Source organism: Bradyrhizobium sp. CCBAU 51627, assembly GCF_028128765.1.
Lineage (GTDB): Bacteria > Pseudomonadota > Alphaproteobacteria > Rhizobiales > Xanthobacteraceae > Bradyrhizobium.
Map to the genome: position 1 here is coordinate 220,879 of NZ_LBJG01000092.1, position 24,963 is coordinate 245,841.

Here is a 24,963-nt window from a genome sequence, read left to right on the forward strand (position 1 = left end):
GACCGGCGTGGCCGTCATCGTACCTTTCGAAACTCCCGGCGCGTCGATCGAAGAGCTGGTTGCCCTTGTCGCCCCCGACATGGAGCGCGTCAACGCCACGATCCTGTCGCGGACGGGCTCGGACGTGACCATGATCCCTGAAGTCGCCAACCACCTGATCTCCTCCGGCGGCAAGCGGCTGCGGCCGATGCTGACGCTGGCCATGGCCAACCTCGCCGGCTACACAGGCGATGGCCATATCAAGCTCGCCGCCTCCGTCGAGTTCATGCACACCGCGACCCTGCTCCATGACGACGTCGTCGACGAGAGCGAGATGCGCCGCGGCAAGCTGTCGGCCCGCATGCTCTGGGGCAACGAGGCGAGCGTGCTGGTCGGTGACTTCCTGCTGGGACAGGCCTTCCGCATGATGGTCGAGGTCGGCTCGCTGCGCGCGCTCGACATCCTCTCCGCGGCCGCCGCCACCATCGCCGAGGGCGAAGTGATGCAGCTGGCCGCCGCCAAGAACACCGCGACCACCGAGGACGAATATCTCGCCGTGATCCGCGGCAAGACCGCCGAGCTGTTCGCTGCAGCCTGCGAGGTCGGTCCTGTCATCGCAAACCGGCCCAAGGCCGAGCAGACCGCCTGCCGCTCGGTCGGCATGAATCTCGGCATCGCCTTCCAGCTCGTCGACGACGTGCTCGACTATGGCGGCAAGAGCGCAAAGCTCGGCAAGAACACCGGTGACGATTTCCGCGAGGGCAAGATCACGCTGCCCGTCGTGCTCGCCTTCCGCCGGGGCAACGACACCGAGCGCGCCTTCTGGATCAAGGCGCTCGAGCGCGGTGAGATCGGCGAATCCGATCTCGATCACGCCATCGGGCTGATGAACAAACACCGCGCCCTCGAGGACACGCTGAGCCGTGCCCAGCACTACGGCGCCATGGCGGTCGACGCGCTGGCGCTGTTCCCGCCCTCGCCGATGAAGAGCGCGCTGGAGCAGGTGGTGGCGTTCTGTTTGGCGAGGTCGCACTAGGCGTTTTGCGTCTGACACTCCCACCGTTGTTAGCCCTGTCACCCCCGCGCTACCGCTTCGCCATTGCGCGGCGGGTGACGACCTGAGATTCGCGTTGCTCCCTCGGCGTCATTGCGAGGGCAGCGAAGCAATCCAGAATCCCTCCGCCGAAAGACTCCGGATTGCTTCGCTGCTCAAGCCTGGGTCGGCCTTCGGCCGGTGCTAAACTCGCAATGACGGAGTATGGCGCACGACTATCGCTCGCTAGCTCGCATCTCAAACCGCAGCCGCAGCACAGCAACAGCTCCCGCCACAGCAACAGCTGCACGGTCGCGTCCCTTCCAACCCACCCGTCCACTCCTCATCAGTGACTTGCATTTTGAAAGTTACATCCCTACCTTCCCCGCCATGCAGCCCAAATCCCCCTCGATCCTGGAATGTCCGATTGGCCGCGCCGTGGAGACGGTCGGCGAGTGGTGGAGCATCCTGATCCTGCGGGATGCATTTCAGGGCTCGACCCGGTTCGACGAGTTCGAGCGCAACCTGGGCATCGCGCCGAACATCCTGTCGCGGCGCCTCGCCCATCTGACCAAGACCGGCATGTTCGTTCGTCGCCGCTATCAGGAGCGGCCGCCGCGCTACGAATATGTGCTGACGGACAGGGCGCGGGACTTCTTCCCCGTGATCGCCACGCTGCTTGCCTGGGGCAACAAGCATCTCGCCCCGAAAGGCGAATCCATCCTGCTGGCGAACCGGAACGACGCTCGTCCGATCAATCCGGTGGTGGTCGATGCCGCCAACAGGCAGCCGATCACGCTCGCCAACACGATCGCCATTCCCGGGCCGCGCGCGAGCCGCTTGATGCGGGCGCGACTCGCTTCGCTCAAGGCCATGAACCCGGCGCTCGCGCCGACTGGAGACTGACATGCGTCGTATCGTCGTGACGGGCATGGGCGCGGTGTCGCCGCTCGGCTGCGGTGTCGAGATATCCTGGCGGCGGCTGCTCGCCGGCCAAAGCGGGCTGCGACTGCTGCCGGAATGGGCGCAAGTCCTGCCGGCGCGCATTGCCGGCCTCGTGCCCGACAAGGCCGATGATGCCGAAGGCGGCTTCGATCCCGTGCAAGCCGCCGCGCCCAAAGACCAGCGCAAGATGGACCGCTTCATCCTGTTCGCGCTGCTCGCCACCGCAGAGGCGGTCGCACAGGCCAAGTGGGTGCCGCAGGATACAGCATCGCTGGAGCGGACCGCGACGATCATCGCCTCCGGCGTCGGCGGTTTCCCCGCCATGGCGGAAGCGGTGCGGATGACCGAGCAGCGCGGCGCCCGCCGGCTGTCGCCATTCACGATCCCCTCGTTTCTCGCCAACCTCGCTGCCGGCCACGTTTCGATCAAATACGGCTACAAGGGCGCGCTGGGCACGCCGGTCACCGCATGTGCCGCCGGCGTCCAGGCGATCGGCGACGCCGCGCGCATGATCCGCGCAGGCGAAGCAGATGTCGCCATCTGCGGCGGTGCGGAGGCCTGCATCGACATCGTCAGCCTCGGTGGTTTCGCCGCGGCGCGCGCGCTGTCGAGCTCCTTCAACGACGAGCCTGCCCGCGCCTCGCGGCCGTTCGATCGCGACCGCGACGGTTTTGTCGTGGGCGAAGGCGCCGGCATTCTGGTGGTCGAGGAGCTGGAGCATGCGCTGGCGCGCGGCGCCACGCCGATCGCCGAGGTCGTCGGATATGGCACGACGGCGGACGCCTATCACATGACCTCCGGCCCGCCGGACGGCGATGGCGCCCGCCGCGCCATGGAGATCGCGCTGCGGCAGGCGAACCTTGAGCCCGCCGATGTGCAGCATCTCAATGCGCATGCGACGTCGACCCCGGCCGGCGACGAAAGCGAGCTCGGCGCGATCGGCGCGCTGTTCGGCCGCAACAATTCTATCGCGGTTAGTGCCACCAAATCGGCCACCGGCCATCTGCTCGGCGCCGCCGGCGGGCTGGAGGCGATCTTCAGCGTGCTCGCTTTGCGCGACCAGATCGCGCCGCCGACACTGAATTTCGAGAGCCCCGACGCGGGTGCTCATGGCATCGACATCGTCGCAGGCATCGCGCGGCCGATGCCGATGCGCAACGCCATCTCCAACGGCTTCGGGTTCGGCGGGGTCAATGCCAGTGCGATCTTCCGCCGCATGGGCTGAACGAGATGGCTTTGCAATCCTGGCGCACTGCGCTACGAAAACAGCATGATTGAAACCAATCTCTGGCTGTTCCTGGCCGCGGCTTTTCTCATCGCCGCCATTCCCGGCCCCGGCATTTTCTACGTCGCGGCGCGAACGCTGTCGGAGGGCCGCGCAAATGGCTTTGCGTCGATGGCGGGTACGGCGCTCGGCGGCTTGGTTCATGTTGTGGCCGGCAGTCTCGGCATCTCCGCGATCATCCTGGCCAGCGCCGAGCTGTTTGCTGCCGTGAAATTTGTTGGTGCGCTGTATCTGGTCTGGCTCGGCATCAGGACTTTTCGCAGCGCCGGCGGCGCGCTGACGCTGGAGAGCGAAGCCGTCGGCGGCAAGCGGGCGTTCCGTGATGGCGTGCTGGTCGAAGCACTGAATCCGAAGACCGCGGCGTTCTTTCTCGCCTTCATCCCGCAATTCCTCGAGCCCTCGGGATCGAATCCCGCGCTGCAATTCATCGTGCTCGGCGCGATCTCGGTGACGCTGAACACGCTTGCCGATGTCGTCGTGGTCTTGATGGCGTCCGCAACGCGCGGGCACTTGATCGGGCGGCCGCAGTTGATGCGTCGCCTCACCCAGGGCTCCGGCGTGTTCATCGCCGGCCTCGGCCTGTCGCTCGCCTTGGCGCGACGGCCCGTGAACGGGTAGCCGCGATGCGCGTCCCGCAAAGTCGCCACTATGAGTCCCATGGTCTGCGCCTGCACTATGCCGATTGGGGTAACGAGAGTGCACCACCTCTCATCCTGGTCCATGGCGGCCGCGATCATTGCCGAAGCTGGGACGCCATCGCCCGATCGTTGCAGCCGCATTTCCATGTGATCGCGCCCGACCTGCGAGGCCACGGCGATTCCGACTGGACCCGCGGCGGCAGCTACGCGCTGACGGAGTATGTCTACGATCTCATCCAGCTCATCCGCGCCATCGCCGCGCCTCGCGTGACGCTCATCGGCCATTCGATGGGCGGCATGGTGAGCCTGATCTTTTCCGGGTCATTCCCCGAGCTGGTCTCGAAGCTGATCGCTCTCGACGGCGTAACGATGCTGCCCGATGCGCCCAAGCCGCCGCCCCATGAGCGCATCAGCAAATGGATCGGACAGCTCGACAAACTGCACGATCGCACGCCGCGTCGCTATCCGACCCTCGAAGACGCGGCCGCGCAAATGGTGCTTCACAACAAGCGGCTGTCGCGCGACCTCGCGATGCATCTTGCCGGCCACGGCGCGCGGCGGAACGACGACGGCACCTATAGCTGGAAGTTCGATCCCTACCAGCGCGCCTCGGCGCCGCACCGGCTCTGGCCGGACGATCACGTCGCGCTGTGGTCGCGCATCACCTGCCCGACGCTGCTGCTCAATGCCGGCGAAAGCTTTCTGGCAGGCGCGAAGGCGGCGGGCCTCGAGCGCTACTTCCCGCAAGCGCGCGTCGAGACGATCGCTGGTGCCGGACACTGGCTGCAACACGACAAGCCGCAAGAGGTGCTGGGTGAGATCCGGCGGTTTCTGGGGCTGCCGGAGGACGGCGCGAAGGTCTAGCTCAACGTCCCCGCATGCACCCACCAGCCGGGGTGATCCCTGTGGATCTTCTCGGCAGCGGCGTGCGCATCGCTCGGCGCACCATAGATCGCAAAGCAGGTCGCGCCCGAGCCGGACATGCGTGCCAGCTTGACGCCGGCGGAGGAGCGCAAGGCTTCCAGCACATCACCGATCACTGGCTCGATGCGCATCGCGGGGGCTTCCAGGTCATTGGCAACGGTCTCGAGAACCTCGACCCAATCGGCAATCGATCCGCCCTCGCCCGGCCAGGCCGGAGCTCCGAGGACCGAAGTGGCCCCGACCAGCAGCTCGCCATTGCGCAGGCCCAGCGCCTGGAACACGTCCTTTGTCGCGACCGGGACGCGCGGATTGACCATCACGCAGGGCAGGATCGGCAAGGCCAGCGGCAGCAGTTGTTCGCCGACCCCGGTCATGTCGCAGGCACGCGAGAGCAGGCACACCGGCACATCGGCGCCGGTCGCAAGCGCGACCTGCTGGAGCCTGGCATCATCGAGCGGCAGATTGTTGAGACGCGCCAGCAGCCGCAGCGCCGCGGCGGCATCGGCCGAGCCGCCGCCGATCCCGGCGGCGACCGGCAAGACCTTGTCGAGCGCGAAAGCGCCGAGCTTCAAATTCGGCACGGCGTCGGCCAGCAGCTTGGCGGCCTTGAACACGAGATTATCCGATGCCTCGCCGCAAGCCGCCGCGAGCGGCCCGGTGGTCGCAAGCCTGAGCTCGCCACCCGGCTCCAGAGTGAGCCGGTCGGCACAGTCGGCAAACGCAACCACGCTTTCGAGATCATGATAGCCGTCGGCGCGACGGCCGACCACGCGAAGGCTCAGATTGACCTTCGCGCGCCCTTCTTCAACCAACGCCGGCATCGGCGATACGCCCCCAGTTACCCAGCCTAACCGCCCTTGTCGTCGTCTTTCTTCTTATCCGCCTGCGCAGCCGAAGAGTTCGAACTGTCGTCGGTGAGACCGTTCGCGATCTTGGCCTCGATCTTCGGAAGCTCCTCCGGCTCGGGCTTGAGATCGCGGGCATGCGCCCACTGGAATTTGGCTTCCAGGGTACGGCCTACGCGCCAATAGGCGTCGCCGAGATGGTCGTTGATCGTGGGATCCTCGGGCTTGAGGTCGATGGCGCGCTCGAGGTTCTTCACCGCCTCTTCGTAATTGCCGATGCGATAATAGGCCCAGCCGAGGGAGTCGACGATGTAGCCGTCGTCGGGACGTTGCTCGACGGCACGTTTGATCATCTTCATGCCTTCGTCGAGATTCACGCCCTGGTCGATCCAGGAGTAGCCGAGGTAGTTCAGGACGTGCGGCTGGTCGGGCTGGAGCTCGAGCGCCTTCTTCATGTCGGCCTCGGCCTTGGCCCACTGCTTGGAGCGCTCCTCGCAGATGCCACGATAATAGTACCAGACGCTGTTGGCCTTGTCGTTGCCGGCAGGCAGCACGTCGATACCCTGCGAATAGGTCGCACCGCAGTCGCTGAACTTCTTGCGGCCGCGCTCGATATTGCCGAGCGCCATGATGGCTTCGAGATCCTTGGGATCATCCGATGTCACGCCTTTGAGGATCTTGATCGCCTCGTCGGTGCGGTCGGCGGAGTCGAGATCGATGGCGAGCTGGATCTGCGCGTTGCGCTTCAAGGGCGAGCTCGACGGCACGCGCTCGTAGATCTTGATCGCCATCTGCGGCCGCTTCACTGATTCATAGAGGTCGGCGAGCGAGAGCAAGGCCAGCGGGTGAGTGGGCTGGAGATACAGCGCGAGCTGGAGATAGACCAGCGCGAGATCCTCGCCGCCGCGGCGGGTCAGCGTGGCGCCGATGCCGTAAAGCGCCTCGGCCGCGCCGGCCTGCGCGGAATCGACCAACGGCGGCAGCTTCTTGCCGGCCTTGGTCTCACGCAGACCTTCCACGATCAGCGGATGACGGGCGAGCTTCTTGTCGAAGGCTTCGTAGATCGCGGTTGCCGAGGCCGCGTCCTTGTTGCGCGACAGCCAGCGTGCATAGGCCTCGGTGACGCGCAGCATGGAATCGTCGAGCTTGTAGGCGCGCTCGAAGCGGGCGCCGGCGTCCTTCTCCTTGCCGGCGTTCTCGAGGATCATGCCGGCGTGTAGGTCCTTGAACAGCGGATACCATTCCGGACCTGCCAGCTTGTCGATGGTCGCAACCGCGCCCTTGGCATCGCCAGCACCATAGGCGGCCCAGCCGGACAGCAGCGTCGCCACGAGATCGGTGATCGGACCACGCACCGACTGGTTGATGTTGCTCTGCGCGCTCGAATATTTCTTGAGCTTCAAATCATGCACGCCGACCACGAGGCGGGCGACGCGATTGGTCTTGTCGATGGTGAGAATGCGTTCGGCGAGCTTGACGGCTTCGTCGATGTCGCCATCGTCGACCGACGAGATGAAGGCCCGGTCGAGCAGCTCGTTGTTCTTGGGATCGGTCCGCAGAGCGGAGCGGTAGAAGGCGGCGGCCGAGGCCGCGTCGCGCTCGACACTGGCGTGGCGGGCGGCGAGATAGCTGCCGGCGGTGGTGAGCGACTTCAGATCGTTTCGGGTCGGAAACTGCGCCGCCGTATCGGCCGGATGATCCGGTGTCTGCGCCAGCACCGCGCTGGGGACCGCCACGATTGCGGAGCCGGCAAGGGCGATGGCAGCAGCAGTCCAGCGGTTGAAACGATTTGAGAACATCAGGGCTCGCCTTGAGTTGGTGGTGCCTGGGTTTGAAGCAAAAGACCGTCTCGCACGCGAACGCGGCCGGCAACATCGACCCGGAACCGTCGGGTCCGGACAATGCCGCTTTTGGCGCTTCACCGCAAGGATTCGGACCGGACGATCCCCTCCGCACGCCCCAAATCGGCCAGGTCACCGTTCAAGTGACCGTCAGGAGAGCCCCAAGACGCCGCTACTATGGCCGTATCGTGACCGGGGGCATCCGCGATACTCCGGTTCTCACGCGAACGTGCGTTACATCACGCTTCGGACCCATTTGGTCCCTTGGCCCGTCCCTACATCGCCTCGTAGTTCGGCCCGCCGCCCCCCTCCGGAGGAACCCAGGTGATGTTGCCGTTGGGATCCTTCACGTCGCAGGTTTTGCAGTGGACGCAGTTCTGCGCGTTGATCTGGAAGCGGGGGCTGCCGGCCTCCTCGACCCATTCATAGACGCCAGCGGGGCAATAGCGGTTCGAGGGACCGGCGAAGACATCATGTTCCGAGGTCTTTTGCAGGCTCATGTCGGCAACCTTCAGATGGACCGGCTGGTCCTCCTCGTGGTTGGTGTTGGACAGGAACACCGAGGACAGCTTGTCGAACGAGATCTTGCCGTCGGGCTTCGGATAGGCCTTCGGTGCGTGGCTCTTGGCCGGATCGAGCGTCGCGCGATCGGGCTTGGCGTGCGACTGGGTGCCGAACAGCGAGGCACCAAACAACGTGTTGCACCACATGTCGAAGATGCCAAGCCCGGCACCGATGAAGGTGCCGAACTTCGACAAGAGCGGCTTGGCATTGCGGACGGGATAGAGGTCCTTGCCGACGACGGAATCGCGCCAGGTGTTCTCGTATTCGACGAGTTCGTCATTGGCGCGATCAGCGGCGAGCGCAGCCGCGACATGCTCCGCGGCTAGCATGCCGGTGCCCATGGCATTGTGCACGCCCTTGATGCGCGGCACGTTGACGAACCCCGCCGCGCAGCCGATCAGCGCGCCGCCGGGGAAGCTCAGCCGCGGGACCGATTGATAGCCGCCTTCGGTGATCGCACGCGCGCCGTAAGCGAGCCGCTTGCCGCCCTCGAGCGTCGCACGCACGGCGGGATGGTTCTTGACGCGCTGGAATTCGTCGAACGGCGAAAGATACGGATCGTTATAGTTGAGATGGACGACGAAGCCGATCGAGACCAGGTTTTCGTCATAGTGATAGAAGAACAGGCCACCGCCGGTATCATTCTTGAGCGGCCAGCCGACCGCGTGCTGGACCAGACCCTTCTGGTGCTTGGCGGGATCGATCTGCCAGACTTCCTTGAGACCGATGCCGAATTTCGGCGGTTCGCTCTTGGCGTCGAGCGCGAACTTGTTGATGAGCTGCTTGGTCAGGCTGCCGCGGGCGCCTTCGGCAAACAGCGTGTATTTGCCGAGCAACTCCATGCCGCGGGTGAAGGAGTCCTTCGGCTTGCCGTCGCGGCCGATGCCCATATCGCCAGTGGCGATGCCCTTGACCTTGCCCTCCTCGTCATAGAGCACTTCGGCGGCGGCAAAGCCCGGATAGATCTCGACACCGAGCGCCTCGGCCTTGCGCGCGAGCCAGCGGCAGACATTGCCGAGCGAGCCGATATAGCAGTGATGATTGTTCATCAGCGGCGGCATGATGAAGTTCGGCAGCTTGATCGCGCTCGTCTCGGTGAACCAGAAGAAGCGGTCGTCCTTCACCTGGGTCTTCAGCGGGCAGTCGGAATCCTCGCGCCAGTCCGGGATCAGCTTGTCGAGCCCGGCCGGGTCGATCACGGCGCCGGAGAGAATATGCGCACCGACCTCGGAGCCCTTTTCCACCACGACGACGTTGAGATCAGCGTTGATCTGCTTCAGCCGGATCGCGGCGGCCAGACCCGAGGGGCCGGCGCCGACGATGACGACGTCGAATTCCATGGATTCGCGCGGGGGAAGTTCTTCGGTGCTCATCTGATCTCAGCCCTTGAGACGGTTCCTTGTCATTTGCGCCCCCTTGTTTCCGATTTTTCCGGGTAGGACAACCATGGAAATGCGTTCCGCTGGGATGCAAGGCGCCCTAAGATGAACTAATAGTCTGACTTTCCCAATGATCCCCGAGCCCGCACCCACCGTCCGAGAGCTTCTCGCCTTTTATTTGGAGGCCGGTGTCGACTGCGCGCTCGCGGAGGAACCGATCGACCGCCTGGCGGAATTAGACGCGCCGCCACCAGCGCCGCGGGTGGCGCCGGTCGAGGCGCCGCGGCCTGTCGCCGCGCCTGCGGTGATGCGGGGCGAGGCTGCTCCGGCCCCCGACGTCGCGATTGCCTCGGCGCGCGAGGCGGCGCGCACCGCGCCGACGCTCGAGGCGCTGCGCGAGCTGATGCAGAACTTCGAAGGCTGCGCGCTCAAGCACACCGCGACCCAGCTGGTGTTCGCCGACGGCAACCCGCAGGCGCGCATCATGTTCGTCGGCGAGGCGCCCGGCCGCGACGAGGACATCGAGGGGCTGCCTTTCGTCGGACGCAGCGGCAAGCTGCTCGACCTGATGATCGGCGCGATCGGGCTCGATCGTGCCACGGCCTACATCACCAACGTCATCCCCTGGCGGCCGCCGGGCAACCGCACGCCGACGCCGCAGGAGACGCAGATCTGCCTGCCCTTCATCCAGCGCCATATCGAGCTGGTGAACCCCGACGTGCTGGTGACGCTCGGCAATCCCTCGACGCAGACCCTGCTGTCGACGCGCGAAGGCATCATGCGCACGCGCGGGCGCTGGTTCGACTATGAGACCGGCCAGCGCACCATCCGCGCGCTGCCGACCTTCCATCCGGCCTATCTCTTGCGCTCGCCGTCCTACAAGCGTCTGGCCTGGCAGGATCTGCGGGCGATCGCGAAGGCGTTGGCGGGCGCGTGAGGGACGGAACGGCCCGTCTCCGTCATTGCTGTGCATGTTCACAATTGCGAGCGCAGCGAAGCAATGACGCCGGAGAGAGCTCGCTACGTCCCCTTCGGCCGCACGATCGCCCAGCCGATGCGCAACAATCCCTGACGACCATTGATCAGCCATTCGAAGGCGCGCGGCACTTCCGGCACAATGCCGGGGAAGCGCGCGAGGATTTCGGGGGGCGGGGTGCCGGCGGTATCGGAGGCACGCCAGACCACGACACCACCGCTCTCGCTGAATTTGTCCTGCGACATCCACGGCGTGCGGGCAGGATCAGCATCGATGAAGAGATGCGGCCGGCCGGAATGCAACGTGATCAGGCTCGCAAGCTGGGTTTCACCGGCGACCGCGCGCAGACGATGGTTGGTGCGACGGGCAAAGCTCTCGTCGAAGAAATCCGAGATCGCGCGCGCCGGCATCGAGGTCGCGATCTCGCCGGTACCAGTCCAGGGCAGGAACAGCACGGCCAGCACAACGCCTGCGGCGGGCGCCACGATGGCCGCGAGCCACACGGTGCGCAGCATGCGGGCGCGGCGCATCGCGATGAGATCGCCTGACACCACGACCATGGCGAGCCCCGACATGACCAGCACGACACCGGCGCCGCCAACCACAGCATCGAACCCGAACACGCCGGAGATCAGGACCGCACCGAGCGCCGGTGCAAGCGCAAAGAAATAGACGAAGTTGCGCGCAAGCGGCTCGACCGGCGGCCGGTAAATGATCGGCGCATCCTCGCCCTTGCCGTCGAACAGGGGCGTGTTGAGGAAGCTCAGCACCGGGACCGCCAAGGCTCCGAGCGCAAGCCCGCCGAGCAGCCAGGCAGCATGGATCGCGCGAGCGCTGAGATCGGCAAGATGGGGCAGCGCCGGCAGCACGAGGGTCTCGGCGCGCATCAGCCAGACGGCATAAGGCAGCGCCAGCACCGCCACCACGATGAGGGCGAACAGCGGATCGAGCGCGCGCAAGGTCCGGCGACCGTCGGCAGTCGAGAGCGCGAAGATGACGAGCAACGCGAGCAGGAAGATCGCCGAGGGCGTGGTCAGGAGCAACAGGCCGGCCTCGATCGACCAGGCGAACCAGGCATTGCCGCGGCGCTGGCCGATGATCTGCCAGGAATGCAACAGCAACAGCGCCCAGAGCGGCCGCACCAGCACCAGAGGCCCAAAGTCGAGCGCGGACGAGGAGAAGGCCAGCACCGTCATGGTCAAGAGCACGGCGAGCACGGCCTGCTGCGCGCCGACCACCGCGCGCGCCAAGTGATACAGCGAGATGAAGGTCGCGATCTCGCAGAGCTCGGCCAGCAGGTAGACGCCGAACATGTGGCCGCCCGCGGCGCGATAGGCGATGTCGGCGAGCCAGATTGAGAGCGGCGGGCCGAGATCGGTGCCGATCTGATATTCCCGGCCGAAGGCCAGCAGGGTCGCAAGACTGCCGGGCGGGCTGCGGTAGAACAGGAGCGCCACCAGCAGCCACATTGCGGCCTGGAGCAGCACGGCAATCCAGACGATCAGCCGCGGCCGGGCGCGAATGAGCTCGATGACCAGGGAGGTAAACCGCATGCAACGCCCGCAAGATGCAGCCAACCCGTCCAGCCGGCCCTATTCGCTCAAGGCTATTTTGATAAAGCGCGTTGCGCGTCGTGGCAACGGCGGTCTGTTCTAGAGACCCGCGGAAGCATCGATTTCAACCGTCGTCTCCACCTGCACCTCAACTTCGTTGACGGAGAACAGGTCCTGCACCGGCTCGACGGTCCAGGGCATGTGCTTGGCGCGGGCGGCTACGACGGGGGCGAAGAAGCTGCGGTGGTGAATGGTGGGGCCGAGACGGTTGAGCGCATCGAGATGCTCGGGGACGGCATAGCCCTTGTGCTGCTCGAAGCCGTAACCGGGGCAATCCTGCGCCAGCGCGCACATCAACCGGTCGCGCGTCACCTTGGCGACGATGGAGGCGGCGGCGATCGACAATACGATGCCGTCACCGCCGATCACAGCCTCGCAATCGCAGGCAGTGTCGAGGCGATCGCGACCGTCGACGAAGACGTGGCGGGGCGGCTCGGGCAGCGCGATCACCGCGCGCTTCAGCGCCCACAGCGAGGCGCGCAGGATGTTGTCACGGTCGATTCGTGCCGGCGAGGCGACGGCCACCGAGACCTGCGCGGTCGCGCAGATCTTGTCGAACAGCTTTTCGCGCTCTTCCGCCGTCAGCCTTTTCGAATCGTCGATCCCGCGCGGAATGCGGTCGGGATCGAGAATCACGGCCGCCGCCACCACCGGGCCGGCCAGCGGACCGCGGCCGGCCTCGTCGCAGCCTGCGATCGGCCAGACGCCGCGCTTGATCAGCGCGCGCTCGCGGCGGAAGCTCGCCTTCGCGGGCGTAGCCTTCTTGGCAACGTCCTCCTCCAGCGCGTCCTTGGCCGGTTTCTTGGCAGACTTATCCCGAATCATGGCCGGGATCGTGCGCAAGCGGCCCGGCCAGCGCAACCGGGAACCCCGCGCAATTCCCGTTATTCATTCGGCGTCAGTCCGCCAGATGCACCCGCCTGTCGTTGCCGACCTCGATGCCGGGTGCGACAACGACCTCCCAGGGATGGCCATCGGGATCGGCAAAATAGCCGGAATAGCCGCCGTAATCGGTCTCGTGCGCAGCCTTCAGCAGCGAGGCGCCCTTACGAAGCGCAAATGCCAGCACGGTATCGACCTCCTCCCGTGAAGCGCAGTTCCAGGCGAGCGTGACGCCGCGAAAGGTCGTTGGCCTCGGATTGTCAGGCAGCTTGACGTCATCCGCGAGCTGGCCCCAGGGAAACAGGCCGAGCACCGGGCCGCCGGTGTCGAAGAACGCGACGGCCTCACCCGTCGCCTTCAGCCGCCGCGAAAAGCCGAGCGCGTCATAGAAGGCGATGCTGGCGCGGATGTCGTTGACCCCAAGCGTGATGACGGTAAGCCGCGGCATCGGGGGTGGAAGTTCCTTACTCATGACACACCTCATTCGCTCCGCGCTTCAGAACAGGCTGAGCTGCTCGCCGTTCTGCTTCGGCCGCGCAAAGTGATCCTTGGTCAATTTCGAGCGGCGCTTGTTGAGACCGAGCCTGTCGCAGGCGATCTCGAAGCGGCGTCCGATAGTCCAGGCCATCGGTCCGGTGCCCTTCATCCGCTCGCCCCATTTGGAATCGTAGTCGCGGCCGCCGCGCATGTCGCGGATCAGGGTGAAGACGTGGCGGTAGCGGTCCGGATAGTTCGCCATCAGCCATTCACGGAACAGGTCGCGCACCTCGAGCGGCAACCGCAGCAGCACGTAGGAGGCTTCCTTGACGCCGGCATGCGCGGCCGCATCGAGGATGCGCTCGATCTCGGAATCGTTCAACGCGGGGATCACGGGGGCGACCATAACGGTCGTGGGAATGCCCGCCTCCGAAAGCTGCTTCAGCGCCTCCAGCCGCTTCGGCGGGGTCGAGGCCCGCGGCTCCATGGTGCGCGCCAGCTTGGGATCGAGCGAGGTCACCGAGATCGCGACCTTGGCTAGGTTGCGCCTGGCCATCGCTGCGAGAATGTCGATGTCGCGTGTGACCAGCGCGGATTTGGTGACGATCCCGACCGGATGGCCAGTGCGCTCCAGCACCTCCAGTATGCCGCGCATGATTTTACGCTCGCGCTCGATCGGCTGATAGGGATCGGTGTTGGTGCCGATCGCGATCATCCGCGGCTCGTAGCCCGGTGCCGCGAGCTCCGTCTCGAGCAGAACAGGCGCCTCTGGCTTCACGAACAGCTTCGACTCGAAGTCGAGGCCCGGCGACAGGCCGAGATAGGCGTGCGTCGGCCGCGCGAAGCAATAGACGCAGCCGTGCTCGCAGCCGCGATAGGGATTGATCGAACGATCGAAGCCGATATCGGGGGAATCGTTGCGGGTGATCACCTTGCGCGAGGTATCGACGCCGACACTGGTCTTGAACGGCGGCAGTTCCTCAAGGCTCTGCCAGCCATCGTCGAAGGCGACGCGGGCCTCGGCCTCATAGCGGCCGCTGGCATTGGACTGCGCGCCCCGCCCTCGCCGGCGCGCCCGGTCGATGGCGACGCCAAGTTCGGGGAAATCAGAAGGCGCACCCGCCGGCTCGGAGGGCGCCGCGACCGGCGGGTGCTTGAGAGCAGAAGAAGATGCTGGACTCATGAAGCCAAGATAGCACGACAAAGGAACAAATCAAGAACAAGAATGAAAGACGCAAAAACAACCCCATGCACGGTAGCCGCCCAAAGTTCGAGCGCGCAGCTTTGACCTCACGCAACACGGGTGTCATGGCGATCCAGTTTCATCCCGCCGAAGGATCAATCGTCCCGGAACACAGTTGACGACGATCCCCGAGTGAAGATCGGCAGGAACATGACATTTCAACAACAACCGTCCGCTGCAAGCAGCGACCTCGATCTCCTCGACCGCTACTGGCGCGCCGCGAACTACCTCTCGGTCGGGCAGATCTATCTCCTGGACAATCCGCTGCTGCGCGAGCCGCTGGTGCCTGCGCACATCAAGCCACGTCTGCTCGGCCATTGGGGCACGACGCCCGGGCTGAACTTCATCTATGCCCACCTCAACCGCGCCATCCGCGCACAGGATCTCAACGTGATCTATGTCTGCGGTCCCGGTCATGGCGGGCCAGGCATGGTCGCCAACACTTATCTCGAAGGCAGCTACAGCGAGATCTATCCTGGCATCCCGCGCAACGCGGACGGATTGCACAAGCTGTTCAGGCAGTTCTCCTTCCCGGGCGGCATTCCGAGCCACGCGGCGCCGGAGACGCCGGGCTCGATCCACGAAGGCGGCGAGCTCGGCTACGCGCTGGTGCACGCCTATGGCGCGGCGCTGGACAATCCCGATTTGATCGTCGCGTGCGTCGTCGGCGACGGCGAGGCCGAAACCGGCCCGCTCGCGGCGTCCTGGCACTCGAACAAGTTCCTGAACCCGGCCCATGACGGCGCGGTGCTGCCGATCCTGCACCTCAATGGCTACAAGATTGCAAATCCGACCGTGCTTGGCCGGATGCCCGACAGCGAGATCCGCGATCTCTTCCGCGGGCTGGGCCACGAGCCGCTGTTCGTCGAGGGCGACGATCCCAAGGCGATGCACCGGGCCATGGCCGACGCGCTCGACGTCGCGCTCGCCAGCATCCGCTCGATCCAGCAGCACGCCCGCGACGGGCGCAAGACCGTCGAACGGCCACGCTGGCCGATGATCGTGCTGCGCAGCCCGAAAGGCTGGACCGGCCCGAAGGAGGTCGACGGCAAGAAGGTCGAGGGCTTTTGGCGTGCGCATCAGGTGCCCGTTGCGAACTGCCGCGAAAACCCGGTGCACCTGAAGATCCTCGAAGACTGGATGCGCAGCTACGAGCCGGAAAAGCTGTTCGACAACAACGGCGCGCTGATCCCCGAGCTGCAGGCTCTCGCGCCCAAGGGCAACAGACGCATGGGCGCCAATCCGCATGCCAATGGCGGGCTGCTGAAGAAGGAGCTGAAGCTGCCGGACTTCCGCAGCTTCGCCGTCGCGGTGCCGCAGCCCGGCGGCGTCACCGGAGAGGCGACGCGCGAGCTCGGCAAATTCCTGCGCGACGTGATTCGGCTAAACGCCGGGGAGCGCAATTTCCGCATCATGGGTCCGGACGAAACCGCATCAAACCGGTTGGACGCCGTGTTCGACACCACCGAACGCGTGTGGATGGAGCCGATCGAACCCTACGACGTCCACCTCGCGCAGGACGGCCGCGTGATGGAGATTTTGAGCGAGCATCTCTGCCAAGGCTGGCTGGAGGGCTACCTGCTCACCGGCCGCCACGGCTTCTTCTCCTGCTACGAGGCCTTCGTCCACATCGTCGATTCCATGTTCAACCAGCACGCCAAATGGCTGAAGGTGGCCCGACACCTGCCATGGCGGCGCCCGATCGCTTCGCTGAACTATCTCCTGACCTCGCATGTCTGGCGCCAGGACCACAACGGCTTCAGCCATCAGGATCCCGGCTTCGTCGATCTCGTCGCCAACAAGAAGGCCGATATCGTCCGCATCTATCTCCCGCCGGATGCCAACACGCTGCTGTGGACCGCCGACCACTGCCTGCGCACGTTCAACCGCATCAACGTCATCGTCGCCGGCAAGCAGCCGGCGCCGCAATGGCTGTCGATGCAGGAGGCGGCGACGCATTGCGATGCCGGCATCGGCATCTGGACCTGGGCCGGTACCGAGGACGCGAACAGCGAGCCCGACGTGGTGATGGCCTGCGCCGGCGACGTGCCGACACTGGAGACGCTCGCCGCCGTCGACTTGCTCCGCAAGGCGCTGCCGGAATTGAAAATGCGGGTCGTCAACGTCGTCGATCTCATGACGCTGCAACCGAACGAGCAGCATCCGCATGGCTTGTCCGATCGCGACTTCGACAGCCTGTTCACGAAGGACAAACCCGTGATCTTCGCCTATCACGGCTATCCCTATCTCATTCACCGTCTCACCTACAACCGCACCAACCATGCCGGCCTGCATGTGAAGGGCTTTGCCGAGGAAGGCACCACGACGACGCCGTTCGACATGGTCGTGCTCAACGGGCTCGACCGCTATCACCTCGCGATCGAAGCGATCGAGCGCGTGCCGGGACTTGCGACAAAAGCCGCGCAGGTGAAGCAGCAATTCCGCGACAAGCTGATCGAGCATTCGCGTTATGTGCGCGAGCACGGCGAGGACATGCCAGAAATCCAGCAATGGGTCTGGCAGAACAGCGCCGCCGGCACCACGCCGGCAGAAGCCGGCGATTGATGACGCCATGGCGGACACGGTCCTCGTTCTCAACTCGGGCTCGTCGAGCATCAAATTCGGCCTGTTCGACATCTCGACAGCCGAGCCCGCCCTACTCTGCAACGGACTGCTGGACGAGCACGAGGCGAAGCCGCGGCTCGTAGCCAGGAGCCCCTCGGGCGAGACGCTGTTCGAGACGCAGAGGGAGGTGTCCGATGCCGACGGCGGCCATCTGTTCGCCGATGTGCTCGGCTTCATCGAGGACCGTTTCGGCGAAGGCCGCTTGCGCGCGGTGGGGCACCGCATCGTCCACGGCGGCGCCGAATATTCCGGCCCGGTCGTACTGACCGACGACGTCTTCGCAAAGCTGGAGGCGCTGACACCGCTCGCGCCGCTGCACCAGCCGCGCTGCCTGACGCCTGTCCGCGCCCTCGGCGCAATCCGTCCCGCGCTGACGCAGATCGCCTGTTTCGATACCGCCTTCCATCATGGCCTCGCGCCGCCCGCGAGCCGCTTCGCCATTCCGCGGCGCTATGAGATGCGCGGGCTGCGACGCTATGGCTTTCACGGCCTCTCCTTCGAATATGTCGCTGGCCGGCTCACCCACGTCGCGCCGGAGCTCGCGGCCCGGCGCACTGTCATCGCCCATCTCGGCAATGGCGCGAGCCTGTGCGCCTTGCGCCAGGGCCGCAGCATCGACACCACGATGGGACTGACGCCGCTCGACGGTCTCGTGATGGGCACGCGCTGCGGCACCCTCGACCCCGGCGTGCTGCTCTATTTGCTCCAGCACGAGGGCATGTCGGCCGGGGACTTGCAGCACATGCTCTATCACCAGTCAGGCCTGCTCGGCGTTTCCGGCCTCTCCGCGGACATGCGAACGCTGCTGGCGAGCGGCGAGACTGCCGCGCGCGAGGCGGTCGATCTCTTCACCTTTCGTGCGGCGCAGGAGATTGCGGTGATGGCAAATGCGCTGGGCGGACTGGACTGCCTCGTCTTCACCGGCGGCATCGGCGAGCATGCGAAGGCGATCCGGAGCGCGATCGGCGAACGTCTCGGCTGGCTCGGCATCCGCATTGATGAAACTGCGAATGATGCGGCGTGTGAACGCATCGCCGCAGCGGACAGCACAGTCGCGGTGTTCGTCATTCCCACCAACGAAGAGATCACGATCGCGCGCCACTGCGCCGGCATGCTACGCGACCGCGAGGATTTGTGACGGAAACATGAATGATCTGGCGCAACGCCAGCGCCGCCGCTCCTCGGCATGATGCACACACCGAACGTTGTGCGGACGGATCATGAAAACCCAGATCATCGAAGAACTCGGACAGGGCGGCATTCTGCTGCCAACCCTCGTGGCAGAAGGGCTCGCCGCCAACGATCGCATCAAGGTGCGCATGAGCGCGCTTCAGGCCGCGGCTCACCATGCGCAGGAGCCCGACCGGCCCGTGAGCGACCTCGGCATTGAGAGTCGGACCGCGGGCATCGCGCCGGCCGCAATCGCGACGCTGATCGGCGGCGCGCACATGATTGGCCAGGACCGGCTTGCTGCCCCAAATCTCGCGAAGCTGATGAAGGAGATACAGGAGGACGCCGGCGTCATGATACGCGCGGTTGAGGCTGGCGCACCCGATGAAGGCAGGAAGGCGACGACGCGGCTCGAGACGATCCGCGGCGCCGGCCTGCTCGACGCCACGAGCGAGATCGAGATCGCCCACATCGCGCGCCTGACCGGCGTGACCGAGTCGACCGGCGACAGCCTGCACCGGCTGGTCATGGATTTGCACAAGCAGCTCAACAGGCTGGCCGCGAACTGCTCGGAGGAAGCGCTCGACGGAGCCCATGTGTTCGGCCTGCATGGGGAAGATCGCAGCGCGGTGGAATCCTTCATGAAAGGGCTCAACCAAACCCGCGGATTGAAGTTCAACCATCCCGGCCTCGACACCATGGCCACACGCGCCGGCGGCCGGCTGCTGATCCAGAACGACATCGGCACCACCGACGCGCATGTCGTGGTGATCGCCGTCAAGAAGCACGCAGTCACCGTCACCTACACCGACGTACATCTGGCGCGGGCAAAGTTCTTCATCTCCCTGTTCGACAAGTTCGACGCGACCTGGAGCGGGCTCGACCGTCACACCGCCGCAGGTCTCGGCGAAGACAATTCGTTCTATCTCGTTACCGGCCAGTTTCAGGCGAAGCATGCTGCGGATCGCAACGAATTCCTCGAAGCGATCGGTGCTGCGCTGGTGTTCCTGATCGACTGGAACAAGGCCCGCAAGCTGATGCGGACCTGGGTCGCCAGAGACGACGCAACACGAATCCTCGAATGGGCGGCGCGACAGCGGATCGGCCACCGCGGCTTTCTCGAGCTCGGCGGCAACGATCTGCTCGGATCCGCGGTCAGGAACGCCGCGCCCACCCGCATCGGCTTCGGCGAACGGCTCGACCAGGCGCTCGGCCGCACCGCGGCAATCGATTTCCTCAAGGCCGCACTGCGCGCCTCCACCGAAGCGCTGCTTGCAGGCCGCTCCGTCAGGACGGTCCGTGACCAGATCGAGGCCGACCTCGTGCGGCACCTCGAACGCGTCGACGGGGCGCTGCTTGCAGCGGTGCTGCGCCAGGTCGGATTGGCTCACGATCTTGTCGCCGCGATTGCGCGCCATATCGCAGCTCTCAGGACCGGCCAGCCTGCCGACGGCAAGCTGCTGGCGGGACGCTGTGCCGCGATCGAGCAAAAGGCGGACCGCATTGCATTGGAGGGTCGGAACGAGGTCGACCGCCTCGATGCCCGGCCCGTAATCGGCCAATTGATCGACAGCGTCGAGGAGGCCATCGACGAGCTGGAGCAGGCAGCCTTCGTCGCCTCGCTGCTCCCCGAGCGGACGGATCCGGCCCTGCTGGCATCGCTGGCCGAGCTTTGCGTGGTGGCCGCGAGCGCGGCCGAAACGGCGGCGAACGGCGTCGCTGCCGCAATGGACGTGCCGGAAGGACAGCGCATCGATTCCGAAGACGCACTGGCCGCGGTGACGCGCCTGATCGATGCCGAACATGCCGCGGACGCGCAGGAGCGAGCTACGACCACGCTCGTCTTCAGCGGCGGTTTCGACGTTGCGACCTCGCTTTCGGTGATCGAGCTGGCGCGCGCCATCGAACGCGCCACCGACCGCTTCGCGGCCTTCGGCCATTTGTTGCGCCGTCACATCATGATCGATCTCGCAGCCTGAGGAATCCACCATGCATATCGTGCGTATCGGCGCTGAGGCGACCGAATTGCGGCCCGCCGAAGAAATCGGCGCCAAGGCCGCCAATCTCACCCGGATGGCAGCGCTCGGCCTGCCGGTGCCGCCCGCCTTCGTGCTGCCGATCAAGCTCTGTGCGGACGTCGTTTCCGGCCGTGCCCACGCCGCGCAACATCTGCGCGACGGCCTGAAGGAGGGCCTCGCGTTCCTGGAGAGCGCGACCGGAAAGCGCTTCGGCGATCGCAGGCAGCCGCTTCTGGTTTCGGTACGATCAGGCGCGGCGCGATCGATGCCGGGCATGCTCGACACTGTCCTCGACGTCGGCTGCACATTGGATGCCGTGCACGGCCTGATCCGAGCGACGGGCCGGCCACGGCTCGCCTGGGATTGCCGGAGGCGTTTTCTGGAGAGCTTTGGCGAGACCGTGCTTGGCCTCGATCCCGCACCGTTCGCTGCGCGCATCGCCGAGTTGGTCGATGCCGAAGGCGTGGCTAACGACCGGGAGCTGGATGGCGAGGCACTGGAACGGCTCGCCGCCTCAGAGCAGGCGCTGGTTGAGGATCGTGCCGACGGTTGGCTCGACGATGCGGTTGCCCAGCTCGAGGCCGCGGCGCGAGCCGTCTATCAGTCCTGGACGAGTGAGCGGGCGCAGGCCTATCGCAAGCTGCAGCAGCTCGACGACCTCCTCGGCACCGCCGTCACCGTTCAGGCGATGGTGTTCGGCAATGGCGGGCTCGCCTCCGGCGCCGGCGTCGCGTTCTCGCGCGATCCGTCGACCGGCGCGCCGCGCGCGATGATCGATCTCGTGCTTGACGCGCAAGGTGAAGACGTCGTGTCCGGCCGCCGCACGCCCGATACGGAGGACGCGATCGCCCGTGCGCTGCCGACGATCCGGCACGAGCTCGGCGACGTGTTGACTCGGCTCGAACGCGAATTCGGCGACGTGCAGGATGTCGAGTTCACGGTCGAGGACGGCAAGCTGTGGATGCTCCAGACCCGCGCGGCCAAGCGGACACCGCGCGCCGCGGTCAGGATCGCCATCGACCTCGTACGTGAGGGATTGATCGCAAAGGACGAAGCGCTGGCGCGCCTCTCGAGCATCGATCTCGCCTCGCTCACCGAGATCTCGCTGGTTTCAGCAGGCACGCCGACAGCATCCGGCATCGGCGCCTCCGGGGGCATCGGCGTCGGCCGTGCGGCGTTCGATTCCGAAGGCGCCAAGCGACTTGCGGAAGCGGGCGAGCCGGTCATTCTGCTGCGCCCCGACACCAGCACGGCCGACGTCGCGGGATTTGCGGTGGCGGCCGGCATCATCACGGCGGTCGGCGCCCGCACTTCGCATGCCGCGCTGGTGGCGCGACAGATGGGCAAGCCATGCGTGGTCGGCTGCGGCGAACTGAAGGTCGACGCCGCGGCGCGGCGCGCCGGTCTCGGCAAGACGGTCCTCTGTGAAGGCGACTGGATCACGATCGAGGGCGACGCCGGGCAGATCTATCTCGGGCGCCGCCAGACCTCAGAGACGCGGCCCGAGGCCGAGCTCGCAGAGATCGCGGCATGGCAGTCGCAGACCTGCGGCCATCGGCCGGAATGCGCCGGCGCGCCTCAGTGAATGCCGGCAAAGATCTGAAAGCATCCGATCGCGACTTCGATCACGATCAGGACCACCACCGCGATTTCGAGCCGCAGCGAGCGCTGGGTGTCGATGATCTCGGTCAGCGCATCGGCCGTCTCGGAGATGACCTTGAGCTTGCGCTCGAGCGTGTCGAGGCGCTCCGTCAGCTCATATTCGTCTTCGAGACGCGCATAGAGCCGGTCGAGCTGAGGCTTTTCCCAGAGAGCGTCGGGCTTCTCGGCGACGGCGACGCGGCCGGCGACGCGCTGCTACACCAGCAGCGCATTGCCGATCAGTTGCAGGATGCCCTTGCGCCGCCGCGAGGTGCGGCCTTGCTCTGCGAGCTCCCGCGCAAAGGGCTCGATGACATCGAAGACCGCAGCCACACGCCGCTCGTCGCGCGCCAGCGACGTGCTCTTGGCGAGAGCGTCCGCGATCAACAGCAACCGCTCGTCGGAAAATTTCGACAAGGAGATCGGCCCGCCGGGCTGAATCGCCTCAGCGTTTTCATCCTTGCAGAGCTGCGCCTGCGCGATCTCTTCCTCGAAGGGGCTGAACTCGCCGGTCACGCGGGACTTCAGGTTATCGAGCAGCACCTTCTCTTCCGAAGGAAGAAGGCCGATCAGCACGACGACGCCGTAACGGAAAATCACGGCGAGGCCGCCATGCATGCGGAACGCCGCCGGCGTCGATGACACCAGCGTGCCGAGTTCGAGGTTCGACGCGTTGATACGTTCGCCCAGCATCACGGCGCGGATCCGCAAGGTCGAGGCGGCGTCCGGCTTCGACGATGCTGGCGTCGCAGCTGCAGGAAGTTGATCGGCGTTCATCGGATATCTCTCGCTCAGCGCAGCGCCGGTTTCACGTCTTTCCCCACCGCAAGATCCATCCGCCGATACTGCCTTGCGGAAGGTGCCGTGTTCACCCCGAGATATCGGCGGAGAAAGGCCCGGTTTGAAGCTCTCGAAACCCGGATTCGCCGAAACATTCGGCAACATTGCCACCCCACGCACGACATATTCGACTACGGCGGGACTTTCGGCGATTCACCATCGCACACCGAACGCCCGCCGGAAAGTTGCACTCGGCGGCGCCGCGTGTTTATGACATCCTCATAACGAGTTACGCTTCTCCCGAATTGCGGACATCGAAGTCTCAATCATGCTGAGCGTCATCATTCCGACCGAGGGCGTCGAGCAGACGGCGGTCGCAACCCTGGCCGCGCTGGTACCCGGCGCCGCCGCGGGCATCATCAAGGAAGTTCTGCTGGTCGACAGCAGCCCCAACGGCGTCATCGAGCGCGTTGCGGACGTCGCCGGCTGCCGTTTCATTGGCTGTGACGGATCCTCGCAAGGCGCGGCGCTCGCCGCCGGCGCACTCGAGGCCCGTTCCCCCTGGCTGATGTTCCTGCCGGCCGGCGCGGTGCTGGAAACCGGCTGGATCGAAGAGACCACCCAGTTCATCCAGGCCGTTGCAGCCAGTGGCCGGGATCGTGCGGCCGTGTTCCGCTACAGCCGCTCGCCTTATGCCGATACCGGCTTCCGCGATGTCCTGCGGTCCGTGGCACGCAAGCTGGCCGGCCCCCTCGGCGATCAGGGGCTCTTGATCGCGCGCGATCATTACGACCGGATCGGCGGCTATCCGCCCCAAGCTCGCCGTTCCGAGGCGCGGCTGCTCAGGCGGCTCGGCCGCTCCTCCCGGACGCTGCTGCGCAGCCGGATCGTCATGGTGGGTTAAGCGCACCTGATGCTTGCCAAAGTCAAATAATTGATTGACAATGGCAAGTATCGAGGTGTCCCCATGCCTGACAACGGTACCGATGACCAGATCGCCGCGGTCCGCGCCTTCAACCGCTTCTATACGCGCAAGCTCGGTGTGCTCGACCAGCACCTTGGCAACAGTCCGTTTTCGCTCAGCGAGGCGCGCGTGCTCTACGAGCTCGCACATCGCGACGACGTTTCGGCCAAGGAGATCGGAAACGAGCTTGGCCTCGACGCCGGCTATCTCAGCCGCATCGTCCAAAGCTTCGACGAAAACGGGCTGCTCACGCGGAAGCCCCTGCCCGCGGATCGCAGGCAATACCAACTCAGCCTGACCGCCAAAGGCCGCCAGGCCTTCGCCAAGCTGAACCTCGGCTCGCAAAATGAGGTCGCCGCAATGCTGGCGCAGCTTCCGGACGGCGAGGCAGCGCGGCTCACGCAGGCCATGGCGACCATCGAGGCCGTGCTCGAGCAAAGAGCAAGCCAGCCCGCTTCCGTCGTGCTGCGCAGCCATCGCGTCGGTGACATGGGCTGGGTCGTCTCGAAGCAAGCCGCTGCCTACGCCGCGGACTACAATTGGGACATCAGCTACGAAGCGCTGGTCGCCGAGATCTGCGCGCAGTTCATCAAGACCTATGACGCTGCGCGCGAGCACTGCTGGATCGCGGAAGTCGGTGGCGAGCCGGTCGGCTCGATCTTCCTGGTCAAGGCCACGGACGAGATCGCAAAGCTCCGCCTGTTGCAGGTGGAGAAGAAGGCACGCGGCTTGGGTGTCGGCCGCGCACTGGTGCAGCAATGCATCCAGGGAGCGCGCGAGAGGGGCTACAAGCGGATGACGCTATGGACGCAGAGCATCCTGATTGCGGCACGCGGCATCTACAAGGCCGCCGGCTTCGAACTGGTCGCGACGAAACCGCATCACAGCTTCGGGCAGGATCTGATCGGCGAGACGTGGGAGATGGATCTCTAACTGCGAGCGCGATCCGCATGACTGCGCTCTCGCCCCGTGTGGGAGAGGGCAGCGACACTGGTAGACGAAGGCTCACTTGGGTGAGGGGTATGTCTCCGGACATACCGTGCGGATGGATACCCCTTGTATCTGCACGGGACCATTTTGTGCGATGGAAGCGACTTAGCGCCTTGGCCGGTGGCCACCGGCCAAGGCGCGTGGCGATGTC

Annotated in this window: 19 protein-coding genes and 1 pseudogene; 12 read left to right on the top strand and 8 right to left on the bottom strand. The window is 65.6% G+C overall.

All coding sequences use genetic code 11. From position 1 onward, the window contains the following. Positions 1–7: 7 nt before the first annotated feature. From XH88_RS37365 to XH88_RS37385, 5 genes are all read left to right on the top strand, one after another. Positions 8–1,015, top strand: coding sequence for a polyprenyl synthetase family protein (locus tag XH88_RS37365; RefSeq protein WP_271673147.1), 1,008 nt, complete (start codon positions 8–10; stop codon positions 1,013–1,015). Between the two features lie 387 nt (positions 1,016–1,402). Further along, entirely contained in the window at positions 1,403–1,918 is a 516-nt protein-coding gene (locus XH88_RS37370; protein ID WP_271673148.1) for a winged helix-turn-helix transcriptional regulator, read from the top strand. Between the two features lies 1 nt (position 1,919). Continuing rightward, positions 1,920–3,182 (top strand): beta-ketoacyl-ACP synthase II, encoded by a 1,263-nt coding sequence (gene fabF / locus XH88_RS37375; protein WP_271673149.1) that lies wholly within the window; start codon positions 1,920–1,922, stop codon positions 3,180–3,182. 45 nt (positions 3,183–3,227) lie between these two features. After that, a complete protein-coding gene (locus tag XH88_RS37380) occupies positions 3,228–3,860 on the top strand; it encodes a LysE family translocator (protein WP_271673150.1) in 633 nt (210 codons plus the stop codon). Positions 3,861–3,865: 5 nt separating this feature from the next. Continuing rightward, positions 3,866–4,744 carry an alpha/beta fold hydrolase gene (locus XH88_RS37385; protein WP_271673151.1) on the top strand — a complete coding sequence of 293 codons (879 nt, stop codon included), beginning with the start codon at positions 3,866–3,868 and terminating at the stop codon, positions 4,742–4,744. Here XH88_RS37385 and XH88_RS37390 read toward each other — a convergent pair. The 3 genes from XH88_RS37390 to XH88_RS37400 form a co-directional block, all read right to left on the bottom strand. Next, a complete protein-coding gene (locus XH88_RS37390) occupies positions 4,741–5,625 on the bottom strand; it encodes a 4-(cytidine 5'-diphospho)-2-C-methyl-D-erythritol kinase (protein WP_271673152.1) in 885 nt (294 codons plus the stop codon). The two genes, XH88_RS37385 and XH88_RS37390, sit on opposite strands and share 4 nt — an antisense overlap. Before the next feature lie 26 nt (positions 5,626–5,651). Next, a complete protein-coding gene (locus XH88_RS37395; protein ID WP_271673153.1) occupies positions 5,652–7,448 on the bottom strand; it encodes a tetratricopeptide repeat protein in 1,797 nt (598 codons plus the stop codon). A 317-nt stretch (positions 7,449–7,765) separates the two neighbouring features. Beyond that, positions 7,766–9,427 (bottom strand): electron transfer flavoprotein-ubiquinone oxidoreductase, encoded by a 1,662-nt coding sequence (locus XH88_RS37400; protein ID WP_271673154.1) that lies wholly within the window; start codon positions 9,425–9,427, stop codon positions 7,766–7,768. Positions 9,428–9,563: 136 nt separating this feature from the next. Here XH88_RS37400 and XH88_RS37405 point away from each other — a divergent pair, with 136 nt between their 5' ends. Next, positions 9,564–10,370 carry a uracil-DNA glycosylase gene (locus XH88_RS37405; protein WP_271673155.1) on the top strand — a complete coding sequence of 269 codons (807 nt, stop codon included), beginning with the start codon at positions 9,564–9,566 and terminating at the stop codon, positions 10,368–10,370. 83 nt (positions 10,371–10,453) lie between these two features. Here XH88_RS37405 and XH88_RS37410 read toward each other — a convergent pair whose 3' ends face one another. The 4 genes from XH88_RS37410 to XH88_RS37425 all read right to left on the bottom strand — a co-directional run bounded on the left by XH88_RS37410 (position 10,454) and on the right by XH88_RS37425 (position 14,564). Further along, complete coding sequence (locus XH88_RS37410; protein ID WP_271673156.1) at positions 10,454–11,962, bottom strand: glycosyltransferase family 39 protein; 1,509 nt, start codon at positions 11,960–11,962, stop codon at positions 10,454–10,456. A gap of 99 nt (positions 11,963–12,061) precedes the next feature. Then, positions 12,062–12,847, bottom strand: coding sequence for a ribonuclease HII (locus XH88_RS37415; protein WP_271673157.1), 786 nt, complete (start codon positions 12,845–12,847; stop codon positions 12,062–12,064). Between the two features lie 73 nt (positions 12,848–12,920). Beyond that, positions 12,921–13,376: a VOC family protein gene (locus XH88_RS37420; RefSeq protein WP_271673158.1), complete on the bottom strand. Its 456-nt coding sequence runs from the start codon at positions 13,374–13,376 to the stop codon at positions 12,921–12,923. A gap of 24 nt (positions 13,377–13,400) precedes the next feature. After that, a complete protein-coding gene (locus XH88_RS37425; RefSeq protein WP_271673159.1) occupies positions 13,401–14,564 on the bottom strand; it encodes a PA0069 family radical SAM protein in 1,164 nt (387 codons plus the stop codon). A 210-nt stretch (positions 14,565–14,774) separates the two neighbouring features. On the opposite strand from XH88_RS37425, the gene XH88_RS37430 reads away from it, so the two are divergent. The 4 genes from XH88_RS37430 (at position 14,775) to XH88_RS37445 (ending at position 22,022) form a co-directional block, all read left to right on the top strand. After that, on the top strand, positions 14,775–17,189 hold the full coding sequence (locus tag XH88_RS37430) for a phosphoketolase family protein (protein WP_271673160.1): 2,415 nt from the start codon (positions 14,775–14,777) through the stop codon (positions 17,187–17,189). A gap of 7 nt (positions 17,190–17,196) precedes the next feature. Continuing rightward, positions 17,197–18,387, top strand: coding sequence for an acetate/propionate family kinase (locus XH88_RS37435; protein WP_271673161.1), 1,191 nt, complete (start codon positions 17,197–17,199; stop codon positions 18,385–18,387). An 82-nt stretch (positions 18,388–18,469) separates the two neighbouring features. After that, positions 18,470–20,398: a hypothetical protein gene (locus tag XH88_RS37440; protein ID WP_271673162.1), complete on the top strand. Its 1,929-nt coding sequence runs from the start codon at positions 18,470–18,472 to the stop codon at positions 20,396–20,398. A 10-nt stretch (positions 20,399–20,408) separates the two neighbouring features. Continuing rightward, complete coding sequence (locus XH88_RS37445) at positions 20,409–22,022, top strand: PEP/pyruvate-binding domain-containing protein (RefSeq protein WP_271673163.1); 1,614 nt, start codon at positions 20,409–20,411, stop codon at positions 22,020–22,022. On the opposite strand, the pseudogene XH88_RS37450 reads toward XH88_RS37445, so the two are convergent. Further along, a pseudogene (locus tag XH88_RS37450) lies at positions 22,016–22,855 on the bottom strand (RMD1 family protein). The gene XH88_RS37445 and the pseudogene XH88_RS37450 sit on opposite strands and share 7 nt — an antisense overlap. Before the next feature lie 331 nt (positions 22,856–23,186). Between XH88_RS37450 and XH88_RS37455 the strand changes: the two are divergent. Both XH88_RS37455 and XH88_RS37460 read left to right on the top strand, forming a co-directional pair. Next, positions 23,187–23,762 (top strand): glycosyl transferase, encoded by a 576-nt coding sequence (locus tag XH88_RS37455; RefSeq protein ID WP_271673164.1) that lies wholly within the window; start codon positions 23,187–23,189, stop codon positions 23,760–23,762. A 63-nt stretch (positions 23,763–23,825) separates the two neighbouring features. Next, positions 23,826–24,755 (top strand): bifunctional helix-turn-helix transcriptional regulator/GNAT family N-acetyltransferase, encoded by a 930-nt coding sequence (locus XH88_RS37460; RefSeq protein ID WP_271673165.1) that lies wholly within the window; start codon positions 23,826–23,828, stop codon positions 24,753–24,755. The last annotated feature ends 208 nt before the right edge of the window (positions 24,756–24,963 follow it).